This window comes from Singulisphaera sp. GP187 (assembly GCF_900129635.1).
Classification (GTDB): Bacteria; Planctomycetota; Planctomycetia; order Isosphaerales; family Isosphaeraceae; genus Singulisphaera.
Genome location: NZ_FSRB01000001.1, coordinates 4,497,349 through 4,508,646 on the forward strand (window position 1 = coordinate 4,497,349; position 11,298 = coordinate 4,508,646).

The 11,298-nt window shown below is 61.7% G+C and carries 10 protein-coding genes and 1 pseudogene; 5 read left to right on the forward strand and 6 right to left on the reverse strand.

From position 1 onward, the window contains the following. Window positions 1-125: 125 nt before the first annotated feature. Window positions 126-635, reverse strand: a complete 510-nt coding sequence (locus tag BUS42_RS17325; RefSeq protein WP_074308263.1) for a hypothetical protein — start codon at window positions 633-635, stop codon at window positions 126-128. Between the two features lie 654 nt (window positions 636-1,289). Between BUS42_RS17325 and BUS42_RS17330 the strand changes: the two genes are divergently transcribed. Further along, on the forward strand, window positions 1,290-3,086 hold the full coding sequence (locus BUS42_RS17330) for a hypothetical protein (protein WP_143206356.1): 1,797 nt from the start codon (window positions 1,290-1,292) through the stop codon (window positions 3,084-3,086). Between the two features lie 268 nt (window positions 3,087-3,354). Here the strand turns inward: BUS42_RS17330 and BUS42_RS17335 are convergent, their stop codons facing one another. Next, window positions 3,355-4,260 (reverse strand): AraC family transcriptional regulator, encoded by a 906-nt coding sequence (locus BUS42_RS17335; protein WP_074308267.1) that lies wholly within the window; start codon window positions 4,258-4,260, stop codon window positions 3,355-3,357. A gap of 222 nt (window positions 4,261-4,482) precedes the next feature. Between BUS42_RS17335 and BUS42_RS17340 the strand changes: the two genes are divergently transcribed. Next, window positions 4,483-5,232: an SDR family oxidoreductase gene (locus BUS42_RS17340; protein WP_074308269.1), complete on the forward strand. Its 750-nt coding sequence runs from the start codon at window positions 4,483-4,485 to the stop codon at window positions 5,230-5,232. Window positions 5,233-5,318: 86 nt separating this feature from the next. On the opposite strand, the gene BUS42_RS17345 is transcribed toward BUS42_RS17340, so the two are convergent. Together BUS42_RS17345 and BUS42_RS17350 are read right to left on the reverse strand one after the other, a co-directional pair. Beyond that, window positions 5,319-5,738 (reverse strand): hypothetical protein, encoded by a 420-nt coding sequence (locus BUS42_RS17345; protein ID WP_143206357.1) that lies wholly within the window; start codon window positions 5,736-5,738, stop codon window positions 5,319-5,321. Between the two features lie 408 nt (window positions 5,739-6,146). Continuing rightward, window positions 6,147-6,512, reverse strand: coding sequence for a winged helix-turn-helix transcriptional regulator (locus tag BUS42_RS17350; protein WP_074308273.1), 366 nt, complete (start codon window positions 6,510-6,512; stop codon window positions 6,147-6,149). A 123-nt stretch (window positions 6,513-6,635) separates the two neighbouring features. Here BUS42_RS17350 and BUS42_RS17355 point away from each other — a divergent pair. The 3 genes and pseudogenes from BUS42_RS17355 to BUS42_RS17365 all read left to right on the forward strand — a co-directional run. Further along, window positions 6,636-6,998: pseudogene (locus BUS42_RS17355) on the forward strand (NAD-dependent epimerase/dehydratase family protein); the annotation flags it as partial. 227 nt (window positions 6,999-7,225) lie between these two features. Then, window positions 7,226-7,681 (forward strand): peroxiredoxin-like family protein, encoded by a 456-nt coding sequence (locus tag BUS42_RS17360; protein WP_159452243.1) that lies wholly within the window; start codon window positions 7,226-7,228, stop codon window positions 7,679-7,681. A 436-nt stretch (window positions 7,682-8,117) separates the two neighbouring features. Continuing rightward, the gene (locus BUS42_RS17365; protein ID WP_074308277.1) at window positions 8,118-9,056 is read left to right on the forward strand and encodes an aromatic alcohol reductase; all 939 of its coding nucleotides are present in this window, start codon (window positions 8,118-8,120) and stop codon (window positions 9,054-9,056) included. Window positions 9,057-9,060: 4 nt separating this feature from the next. Here BUS42_RS17365 and BUS42_RS17370 read toward each other — a convergent pair whose 3' ends face one another. After that, window positions 9,061-9,522: a transthyretin-like family protein gene (locus tag BUS42_RS17370; protein WP_074308279.1), complete on the reverse strand. Its 462-nt coding sequence runs from the start codon at window positions 9,520-9,522 to the stop codon at window positions 9,061-9,063. A gap of 146 nt (window positions 9,523-9,668) precedes the next feature. Continuing rightward, window positions 9,669-10,685: a DUF1559 family PulG-like putative transporter gene (locus tag BUS42_RS17375; protein ID WP_074308281.1), complete on the reverse strand. Its 1,017-nt coding sequence runs from the start codon at window positions 10,683-10,685 to the stop codon at window positions 9,669-9,671. Window positions 10,686-11,298 lie beyond the last annotated feature (613 nt).

An 11,298-nucleotide genomic window follows, 5' to 3' on the forward strand; every position in this document is an offset into this window, starting at 1 on the left:
GGATCGCTCGCGCAATCCGCTTCGGAATCGACTCGGCCACGTTGGGGGACGGTGCGACTTCGAGGAGGCGCGCAGACCCACCGGGTGGGGTGTGCCGTCGCTCTCGAAGCTGGGGCGTGGTCGACTCAGCAGAGCCAGCGTTCGAGCAGAACGATTGAGGAGGTGGGGCGCGCAGTGGTGGCGCGGAAGACGAAGGCCCGGCACGGCCCGAGGACCGAGAACCAGGGATCGATCAGGTCAGGCGGAAGCGTCGCCTGAGGGCAGAGCGAGGTTCGCACGAGAAGTTGCGAATGCGGATCCGGCACGAACCGAGGCCCATCATCCCAGGCCGAGGCGAACCAGTCGGCGACGTGCGCGTGGAGCGCGGGCCCCTGCTCCGGGAGCGGCGAACCGGATCCGTCTTCCGTGGGCAAGAACCAGTGCCAGTGCAACGTCGCCACGTCCTGAGCCAACCCCGCGGCGGGATGCCAGCGAAGCAGGTGGTCGTGATGGTCGCAGACTTCGCCGGGCGCATCATGATGGCGAATGTTGTGGAAGTCAGGCTGTGGCAACGGAGTATGGACGAGACTGAGGATCAGGCAGAGGATCCCCAGACCGCGTCGTTCTCGTCGTTGTCGCCGACTTCGGACGGACATAGGCGGCACCACGCTCCATTCACCCCGCAACCGCAAGGGGAGAGTCTCAAGCTTTTCAATTATCAACACGGCGCGGAGCGTCGTCAAGTCGCCTGGCCCAATCGAACACCACGGCCCATTTCCGCCTTAATAAGATCGACTTCAATCCTTCGCCTAGCATTCTTCGTGCCATTCTGGCTGTAAGCCAAGAATTCAAACCAGGATCGGTGGCCGGCGAATTTTAGCCAGAGTCAGGAAATTCTTGAGTTTTTACTTTTGCGTATACGCACGGATTTGTTAACCTAGCCTTCTCAGGCTAATCCTTCTTCGCGATGTTCACAGAACTCCCATATTGCCAGCCGCGGAACATTCCGTTACGAAAGTTTTGCCGCGGAATCCCCATCAGGGTGGATGGGGAGTGGTTGCGACCGTTTTCGAACGCTTCGGCTCCTCTTCAATCCGCCGTTCAAACGCCGTGAGCCAGACGAATTCTCAACTGAGACAAAGAATCAGAAAACCAATTCATCAACCGTGCGAAGGTTGATATTTGGAACTTGCAGGCGGCCAGTCAGTCAGGCGGGGTTTATCTACCGGTTTGCGAACAAACAGGGCGGACTGTTTCTCTCCAAAAAGAAGACGTCTGCCGGGCCAGGTTCTGAAGGAGAACGGATCCTAATGAGACGCGCTAAGGGTAAGAGAAAGTTGGCGACGGTACGTCGGTTGGCATTGGCGATTGCGCTAGGCACGGCGCTGCTGAATGTCTCGGCGATCTCGGCCGAGGCCGCCGGCCTATTTAGCTGCCGGCACAAGAACGTCGTGGCCTGTTCTCCCTGCGGCGGGGACAGCTCGGTGGTCGCGCCGACGTCGGGAGACGCGTGCGGTGGGACGACGCTCGTTCCCCAGACCACCTACCAGTCGGTGATTGAAACGGTCTACGAGCAGGTGCCCGTCACCCAGACGCAGACCCAGTATCGGACCGAGTACCGAACCGAGACGGTCCCCGTCACCCGGACGGTCTGCGAGACGGTCCCCGTCACCCAGATGCAGACCCAGTACCGCACCGACATCAAGACCGAGACGGTCCCCGTCACCCGGACGGTCTGCGAGCAGGTCCCCGTCACCCAGATGCAGACCCAGTACCGCACCGACATCAAGACCGAGACGGTCCCCGTCACCCGGACGGTCTGCGAGACGGTCCCCGTCACCCAGATGCAGACCCAGTACCGCACCGACATCAAGACCGAGACGGTCCCCGTCACCCGGACGGTCTGCGAGCAGGTCCCCGTCACCCAGATGCAGACCCAGTACCGCACCGAGCAGGTGCCGGTCACCCAGGTGGTGAACGAGACGATCAACGTCCCGCGCACCGTGACGGTGAACGTGCCGAAGCTCGTGACCACCTATCAGGACCAGGTTCGCACCGTGTCGGAGCCGGTGACGACGATTCAGCGCCAACAGCGGCGTGACGTGGTCTACCGCAACGTGACCGAGACGGTGATGCAGCCCCAGACGGTGACCGTGCTGGAGTGCCGGGTCCAGACGACCATGGTTCCCCAGGCCTACACCGTCAATCAGCCGGTGACGACGACCCGGCAAGTGGTTGAGTACGTCAATGCCCCGGCCCCTGCCGTGGCCTCCAGCCAACAGTCGCCCAGCCCGCAGTCGGCCGCTCCCGCGCCCCAGCAGGTCGTGCGCAACGTGACCGAAACCCAGTATGTCTGCCAGACCCAGACCCGCCTGGTTCCGGTTCAGCAGAACGTTCAGGTCCCCGTTCAGCAGACCCGAATGGTCCCGGTTCCGGTCACCCGCGCGGTGCCTGAAGAGCGCGTGACCGAAGTCTGCGTGCCGGTGACCACCATCGTCGCGCGACAGGTGACCGACCGGGTCCCCGTCACTCAGACCATCACGGTTCCCGAGTGCCGGACCGAATTGGTGCCGACCGTGCAGTCCCGTAACGTCACCGTGATGACCGTCCGCCAGGTCCCCGTCCAGGTCCCCGTCACGACCTACACCACGCAGACCCGGCAGGTCACCGAAAACACGACCCGACAAGTGGCCGTCCAGGTCCCCGTCCAGGTCCCCGTCACGACCTACACCACGCAGACCCGGCAGGTCACCGAAAACACGACCCGACAAGTGGCCGTCCAGGTCCCCGTCCAGGTCCCCGTCACGACCTACACCACGCAGACCCGGCAGGTCACCGAAAACACGACCCGACAAGTGGCCGTCCAGGTCCCCGTCCAGGTCCCCGTCACGACCTACACCACGCAGACCCGGCAGGTCACCGAAAACACGACCCGACAAGTGGCCGTCCAGGTCCCCGTCCAGGTCCCCGTGACCGTCATGACGTGCGTCCCGCGTCAGGTGGTCCGCCAGGTGCCGTGCACGACCTATGTCGCGGTGCCGACCATCCCGGCTCCCGCCCCCGCCCCCGCTCCGGCACCCTCGAGCCAGGCCTCACCCCAGAGCTAAAAGCGAAGGGCTGAGCCAACCGCTTTGAGGCCATCGCCTTTGAACCCCGTCGCCTCGCGAGGCGACGGTTTTTTTTTGTCGCCAATGAGTGGAATACGGATGCCCCGCCCATCGGATCGAAGCCCACGAGGTCCGCACCGTCCTGACCCTCTTTTTCTGATTCTGAGGCTTATGCCAAACGGCAGGCTCTTACGCACATTCACATATCATATTTAAACATTAACCACTTATTTTGATTCTTGATCCGTACAACCTGCCTTCTTTTTCGTCAAGCCGGCGTCGAATAAGGTAACGCCCGAATCCGCGCCAGGTCACGCCGTGGAGGCTCTCCAAAGCAACGTTGGTATTCGCGACTGAATTGCGAAGGACTCTCATAGCCCACCCGGTAGGCGGCGGCCGACGCGTCCAGGGATTCACCCAGCATCAGCCGCCGGGCCTCCTGGAGCCGGAGTCGCTTCTGGTATTGCAGCGGGCTCATCGCCGTCACGGCCTTAAAGTGCTGGTGGAACGCCGAGGGACTCATGTGCGTCTCGCGGGCGAGATCCTCGATGCGGAACGAGCGAGCGAAATTCCGTTTCAGCCAGTCGATTGCCAGGGCGATCCGCTGCGCCTGCCCGCCCTCCGCGACGATCTGCCGCAATCGCAGACCTTGCTCGCCCATGAGCACGCGATACGTAATCTCCCTGAGGATCAGGGGGGCCATGACCTGAATGTCCCGCGGGCTCTCCAGCAAGGAGATGAGCCGCGAGACCGCGTCGAGCAGCGGCGGATCGACCGCACTCACGGCAAGTCCCCGCCTGGGCGCAGAATCACGCGAGTGGGGAATCTCCGCGTCCAGGAGCACTTCGCCGACCTGGCCAAGATCGAGGTCGATCCGCACACTCAGGTACGGCTCCTCCGGCGACGCCTCGACAACCTGACCGACCAGCGGGAGGTCGACTGAGACAAGGAGAAAATGGGCCGGATCATACACCAGGACCTCCTCGGCCAGCATGACCCGCTTCCGGCCGCGGGCGACCACACAGAGGGCAGGCTCGACGACAACCGTGACCGGGTCGGAGGGGGCCGAGAGGCGATGCAGCGAAAGAGGAGCGATCGCGGTTGCATGTGAGCCATCTTGGCCGGTGATCCGCTCGATCAGGGCTGCCAGTTCCGTCAGTTTCGCTGCGAACATCGAGTCGACCTCTCGCGTTTGACACTCGCCCCCGTGGCCGGTCGAATTCAGTTTAGCCGATCCGGGCTCCCTCCAGCGACAGGGGTTCCGGCAACCTGCGGAGGATCAGGCAAGGATCACCGAGGATCGGGATAACGGCGTGAGGCCTCTCATTCTAGAATCTCACCGGAAGTGCGGAACATGCCCGCATCGAACGCAATCGCAAGCTCGGAGGATCTGACAATGCCCGTCTGGGAAAGCAAAATTGAAGGGAAGGTCGTCGTCATTACCGGGGCAAGCAGCGGGATCGGCGAGGCAACCGCCCGGTTGCTCGCCGCCCGCGGCGCCAAGGTCGTCCTGGGAGCGCGACGCGTCGACCGGCTGGAGCAGATCGTCGCCGAGATCCGGGAGGCCGGTGGCCAGGCCCTTGCACACGCCGTCGACGTGACCAAGCACGAGCAGGTGAAGGCGCTCGTCGCCGCCACCGTCGGTCAGTTCGGCCGGATCGACGTAATGATCAACAACGCCGGGTACATGTCCCTTTCGATGCTCGACGCCGACAAGGTGGACGAATGGGACCGGACCATCGACGTCAACATCAAGGGAGTGCTTTACGGGATCTCGGCAGCCCTGCCACTGTTCCGAGCCCAGGGGAGCGGGCACCTGATCAACGTGTCCTCGGTCGCCGGGCATCTCGCCATCGGTGGCGCGGCGGTCTATTGCGGGACCAAGTTTGCGGTCCGGGCCATTTCAGAGGCGTTCCGACAGGAGGTCGCACCGCAGATCCGCAGCACAATCATCAGCCCAGGCGCAGTGGAGAGTGAACTGAGCAGCCACGTCACCGACCCCCAGGCGATCGAGTGGATGAAGCCGCTCGCCGCCGTCAAGATCCCGGCCGAAGCCATCGCACAGGCAATCCTCTACGCAATCGAACAGCCCCCGACGGTCGCCATCAATGAGCTTCTCGTCAGGCCGACGGCTCAGACGGTCTGACCGTTCACTTCGTCCCCTTGAGTTGCGAAAAGGTAAAGGGGTCAGGAACCGAAGGAGCGATCGGCTCCTGCCCCCTTTACCAACCCTTATCGAGCCTTCTCCTGGTTCAGCCAGATCTCGGCCTCAAGGACCCGGTACTGCACATCAATAAGGTCAATATGGGGACGCACGTCTCGTTTGTAGGCCAACTCCGTGTCGCGGGCCCAGCCCCTCATACGCTCCACGTAGCGTTCGAGGGCCGTCACAAGTTCGGCTTTTTCGGCTCCGGAAGCGCGGATCGCGTCAACCTCGCGACGCCACCACAGGGAAAACTTCGGGTTATCGCGGCTCGTTTCCCCTCCCTTGTAGAGGCGATCGAGATCGTTGAGTGCCTCTCGAGCCAGCTTGAGCTGCGCTTGGGCCAACGCTTTGTTGGGGTCCGGTTGTTGGGACGCGGCGGGAGCGAGCGCCCCTGCCAGCGCAACGAATCCCAGCACCAAAACCACTCCTTTTCTCCGCGTTGTCATGGCTCACTCCCGGGAAGACTGTTCTCGAATCCAGGTGTTCCATTTCTGCGACGAAGTCGGTCGTACTGCCGGAAGAGCAAAGTTAAAACCAAGCTTTGCAATCGATATCAATATTGCTTATTGACAATCTTATCCCTTTTGTAAAGACAATTCCGAAAACAAGAAATCCACTCATTTCCCAACCCCTGCCGTCAGTTACGAGAGCGAGGCAGCCTTCGGCATGGCGTTCAACCGGCAGTTAGCTGCGACGCCAAGGCATACCGCCGTACGGGGCGGCGTCGGCCGGTCCCTAAGCTTGCGTCGCATGGGCACGCAACCGAAAGAGTTGCGGAGCGACAGGGTGCCGCCCTGACGAACCGGCTGTGCCGCACTCCGGATCGCTGACGCGGTTCAATCAAGACTCCCCGTTCAACGTTCCGCCGTTGCCTTCTCGGCCCCTGCGGCCCTCAGCATCGGCATATGGTCCTTTGCCCAGCCCGAGAGGGTCAGCAGCAGGCCACCGAGCTCCACGCCGGCGGGGGTGAGGCTGTACTCCACCTTCGGCGGCACTTGCGGGTAGATCTCCCGCCGCACCAGCCCGTCCGTTTCCAATTGGCGGAGCTGTTGGGTGAGCATCTTCTGCGTCACCCCCGGCATGAGCCGCTTCAGCTCGGTGAACCGCTTGGTCCCGTCCCGCAGATGCCAGAGCGACAGCACCTTCCACCTCCCGCCGATCACGTCGATCAGGTCGGCCAGCGGGCAGTCGCTCTGGGCCCCGGATTTCGGTCGCGGCATGGTTGGTATCCTTTTGGGTACTATGGCACTTTCGGGTGTCTACTTGCGAAAGGATACCGTCGATCCCTAGGATTCGGCAATGGCCAATGAGGCCTTCAACAAGCCACCGACAGGAGCAATCTCATGGGCAAGCAGGCACTGATCGTCGGCGCCACGGGGATCGTGGGTACAAGCCTGGCCGAACACCTCCTGACGCGTGGCTGGGAAGTTTCCGGGCTGTCACGGCGGCCGTCCGACGCGATCAAGGGGCTCGTGCCCATCGCCGCCGACCTCCTCGATCCTTCCGGGCTACGTGCCGCTCTGGAGCGGGTCCGGCCCACGCACCTCTTTTTCGCAACCTGGTCACGTCACCCCACCGAGGCCGAAAACATCCGGGTCAATGGGGCGATCCTGCGCAACCTGCTCGACGTGTTGCGCCCGAAGGAAAGCATCGAGCACTTCGCACTGGTCACGGGGCTCAAGCACTACATCGGCCCGTTCGAGGCTTAAGCAAAAAGCGAGGCACCGCCACGCTGCCCAATCCCAATTTCAGGAGCCAGTGATGACGCAGACAATCCGCAGTTACAAGGACGACCCGGCGTTGGTCGCCATGGTCGAAGAGGGGCTCGATCGGCCATTCCAGTGGGATCCCGGAACGACGACGCTCGCCCAGGCGCTCGAGGAATCCCGTCAGTTCTGGCAGGCCCCGGGCGGGGCGATGCCCCCCGGGGTTCGTGGACGCCCTCAACCGCTCGCTCACCGAGCTGGTGCAGGCCGGTGTGGAGAAGGACTCTCTGCAGGTCGGGCAGCGGTTCCCGACCTTCTCCCTGCCGAACCAGAACGGGCAAATGGTCCAGTCGGACGATCGGCTCGGACCGCTGGTCGTGACGTTCTACCGTAGCGGCTGGTGCCCGTACTGCAACCTCGCCCTGCGAGGAATGCAGCGGGTGCTGCCGGAACTCGAGCGGTTAGGCGGCAGGCTCGTGGCCATCACCCCGGAGCAGCCGGACGACGCTCGATCCACCGCGGAGAAGGACGAGCTCACGTTCGACGTCCTGACTGAACGAGGGTTTACGCTACGCCAAGCAACTCGGCATCGTCTGGAAGATTCCCGGCTATGCCCTGGAGTGGCACAACAAGTATTTCGGCCTCGATTTCGAGCAGCACAACGGCGCCGGCAACAGGGATGAGCTTCCCGTCCCGGCGACCTTTGTGGTGGACCGGACGGGGGTGGTCACGTGGCGGTTTCTCGAAGCCGCCTACTGGAAGCGGGCCGAGCCGAGGGACGTGGTGGCGGCCGCACAGCGTTCGATCGGCAAAAGTTGACGCGGCCGTCCGTTGCTAAGCACGTGGACCTGGTCTTTTATTATTGAATCATATGCAAGCCCTGGGTGCCACGGGTTGTATTTAGCCCGTGAGCCAAAAACCCAGGCTTTCCGTTCACAGGTTGAGTCCAACCCGTGGCACCCAACGGCGATTGCATCACCGCGGTCACCGATCAGAAAATCAAAGAAAACCGAGACCAACGGCTGAGCAGGCCCTGGACGACGCCGTGACAGGGGCTCCAAGAGGACCGGGGCCGTCTGGCGAACGGCTTCTCTCATCGCATACTCATAGGCAATAATCATGCAAAAAAACACTTCCATCCTTGTCCTGGGGGCCGGCGAACTCGGCATGGCAGTCCTTCGCGGTCTTGCCAGGCGCGCGGCCCAATTCCCGGGCACGACACTCACCGTGCTCCTCCGCCCTTCAACGATCACGTCCCAAAACCCCGCCAAACAACGGGACATCGCCGAACTCCGTTCCCTGGGCGTCGAACTCCTCCCCGGCAACCTCGTCACCGACTCCGCGGCCGACCTCTCCACACGCTTCAGGGGCTTCCACACGGTGATCGGCTGCACCGGCTTCGTGGCCGGACGTAGCATTCAACTCAAGCTCGCTCGCGCGGCCCTTGATGCCGGCGTGATCCGTTACATCCCCTGGCAATTCGGGGTCGATTACGACGTGATCGGCCGCGGCAGCGCGCAGGATCTGTTCGACGAGCAACTGGAAGTGCGCGACCTCCTGCGGTCGCAGGACCGCATGGAATGGGTCATCGTCTCGACGGGCATGTTCACCAGTTTCCTCTTCGAGCCGTCGTTCGGCGTGGTCGACCTCGAGCAGAATACCGTGCATGCGTTGGGGAACTGGGACACCGCCGTCACGGTCACAACGCCCGAGGACATCGGCGTTTTGACGGCGGAGATCGTCTTCGCCGAACCGCGGATCGTCAATCGCGTCGTGTACACGGCCGGAGATACGGTCACCTACGCACGATTGGCGGACGTCGTCGACTCCGTCCTGGGTTGGAAGGTGCGGCGGGAGGAATGGAGTGTGCTCGCGTTGAAGGACGAGTTGGCGAAAGACCCCAGCAATCCCATCAAGAAATACAGGGTCGTGTTCGCGGAGGGCCGAGGGGTCTCGTGGGAGATTGGCAAGACCTTCAATGCCCAGCGGGGGATCCAGGTTTCGGATCTCGAGCGCTGGGCACAGGAGAATCTGAAATCACCGCGCCAGCCAGGGTGACCGGTCAGTCGAGCTTGAGATCGAGAACTTCGGGGTCATTCTTGATATCGACCTCGAGCTTCGTCTCACTCTCTGATCCGTATTTCGAGCGGAGGTTCTGTAATTCCGCGGCGGTTAACCCCGACGCCGCGGCGATGGCTTTGCGAGACTGTTTGCTCGTGCCGCCGTCGATGGTGGTCGCAGGGGGAGTGAAATAGACCTTGTGGTGGCCGATTTTCGCACCTTTGTAATCGGAATCGTAGACCATTTCAAATTTGCCGTCGGCATCGGTCTTCCCCCAACTGGGGCGGCCCTCGGTGGGCATAAAATTGACCATCATGTTTGGCACCGGCTTGCCGTTATAGGCGACCGTGCCGGTCACCCTCGCCATCTCGGGGTAATCGCCATTGCCGCAACCGGCGAGCGTGAAGATAACGGACTGCGTCGCAATCGCCGCGACTCGAAAGACACGAGAAGAGGAGCGCATGTTGAGCCTCAGTGGCTTTGCGAAAGAGAGGGATTCGTCACAACGGCTTGCCCGGGTGGCTTCTCGCCTGCGATGGCGGCAACGACCGGCCCCGAGATGATTCATGTCGCGGGGCCGGTTCCGAAGCGAAGCCCCGTAAACGGGTGTCAGTAGGAGTCGGACGACACGACCTCGCCGAGATTCCTGGAGAACAAGGCGCGATAGATCTGGAAGTTGATGCTGTTCTTGATGAACTGAACGTGGCCGTCGGCGAACACGGCGTTCACACCGCCGGGATGGCCGCCGACCGCGCCTCGCGAGTTCGGGAAGTTCGAGTTGGGGGGGAACGGCGGCGAGCTGCTTCCGAGCTCACCCGCCACAACCATGCCCTGAGACGGGTGGTGAGTCCACATAAACTGGTTTGACCCCGTGTTTCTCGCGATCCAGCTATGCTCGGCGTTGCGTGACAATTCCAGAAGCAGGAATGTGTTGCTGCTCCCATCGAGCACGTCTCGCATGTTGAGGCTGAGATTGACCGCCGCCATGCCGTCGCTGAGAGCCGGGCCGCCATTGTTCAGCCGTTCGGGGCAGCAACCCGAGTAGCCAGTGCCGACGTTAATGCCATAGTCTTTCCACGCGCCTCGGGGCCCCGGGCTGATCGCGACGGTCTTGATGACGTCCGGGATCGAGGGACAAGCGAACGTATTCGGAGCCATGACGGACACGGTCGAGTTCGCCACATCGCCCTGAGGACCGCGATTGCCCGTCGAGCCGCCCCATGGACCCGCGGTTTCAGGGATGCTCGCGGCGTAGGCCGGAAGGATGAAGTTAATCGCGTTGAAGACGTTGTTCCCTTCGACGAAGTTCAGAGTCAATGCCGCCCACGAGTAACTCCCAAACGGGCAGCAGCCCGGGGCATTGGGCTCGGTCCAGGCACTGGCACTCGGGTAGACGTTGCTGCCTTGATAGTTGGGCGAGTAGTTCGACATGGGGAATGCGCTGTTGACATCGTGATAGTTGTGAAAAGCGATCCCGAGCTGCTTCAAGTTGTTCGTGCATTGGGCGCGGCGGGCCGCCTCTCGCGCGGACTGGACGGCGGGCAAGAGCAGTGCAATGAGCACCGCGATGATCGCAATGACAACTAATAACTCAATCAACGTGAACCCTAATCTTCGACGCGACATCATGAGACCTCCGAATCAGGAACAAGTACGACTCTTGGACTCGGTTGACGGTCGACGATGACAACGGACGCAAATCAACGGTAATGACCGCGTCACATCCCCAATTTGAACCGGGCGACCGTGGGACGACTCGACGTCACCACACGCTTATGATTTCAAGACGACGTTTTCAGGTTTCCTGGCGAAACAGACAGCGCGCAACGCCCCTTGGCCCACCGTGCAATGCTGGCGAGCCACACGTTTCCCAATTCGACACTCATCCTCTTCATCGAGAGGATTATCGCCCCAACGCAGAAGTAGATTCCGGCTTTGGATCGAGGCCGATGAAAACGAAAAACCTTCCGTTCATGACATGCAAATCGATCGAAACCAAGCCACTCACCTTGCTTTTGACTCCTCGAACGAGAAGTCGGCGAACGGTTGACTCGACACTTCATCCCCGAACTGGCGCTGCCGAAACCGAGCGTATCAGCACGACCCGCACGCTCGTCGAAAGGCAAAAAGCAATCGTCGCTCCGCTATACATAGCACACAATCGAGGGGCTCCCCGATTAAAGCGGTTTCCATTTCATAGTCAAGAAAAATATCAACCAAAAACCAAGCGATCCTTAAT

What these genes read in the sequence shown, in the direction of transcription:
- BUS42_RS17325 (WP_074308263.1), bottom strand. Translation starts at nt 635, where the DNA reads ATGTCCGTCCGAAGTCGGCGACAACGACGAGAACGACGCGGTCTGGGG.
- BUS42_RS17370 (WP_074308279.1), bottom strand. Translation starts at nt 9,522, where the DNA reads ATGCGCTCCTCTTCTCGTGTCTTTCGAGTCGCGGCGATTGCGACGCAG.
- BUS42_RS17335 (WP_074308267.1), bottom strand. Translation starts at nt 4,260, where the DNA reads ATGTTCGCAGCGAAACTGACGGAACTGGCAGCCCTGATCGAGCGGATC.
- BUS42_RS17375 (WP_074308281.1), bottom strand. Translation starts at nt 10,685, where the DNA reads ATGTCGCGTCGAAGATTAGGGTTCACGTTGATTGAGTTATTAGTTGTC.
- BUS42_RS17345 (WP_143206357.1), bottom strand. Translation starts at nt 5,738, where the DNA reads ATGACAACGCGGAGAAAAGGAGTGGTTTTGGTGCTGGGATTCGTTGCG.
- BUS42_RS17330 (WP_143206356.1), top strand. Translation starts at nt 1,290, where the DNA reads ATGAGACGCGCTAAGGGTAAGAGAAAGTTGGCGACGGTACGTCGGTTG.
- BUS42_RS17350 (WP_074308273.1), bottom strand. Translation starts at nt 6,512, where the DNA reads ATGCCGCGACCGAAATCCGGGGCCCAGAGCGACTGCCCGCTGGCCGAC.
- BUS42_RS17340 (WP_074308269.1), top strand. Translation starts at nt 4,483, where the DNA reads ATGCCCGTCTGGGAAAGCAAAATTGAAGGGAAGGTCGTCGTCATTACC.
- BUS42_RS17365 (WP_074308277.1), top strand. Translation starts at nt 8,118, where the DNA reads ATGCAAAAAAACACTTCCATCCTTGTCCTGGGGGCCGGCGAACTCGGC.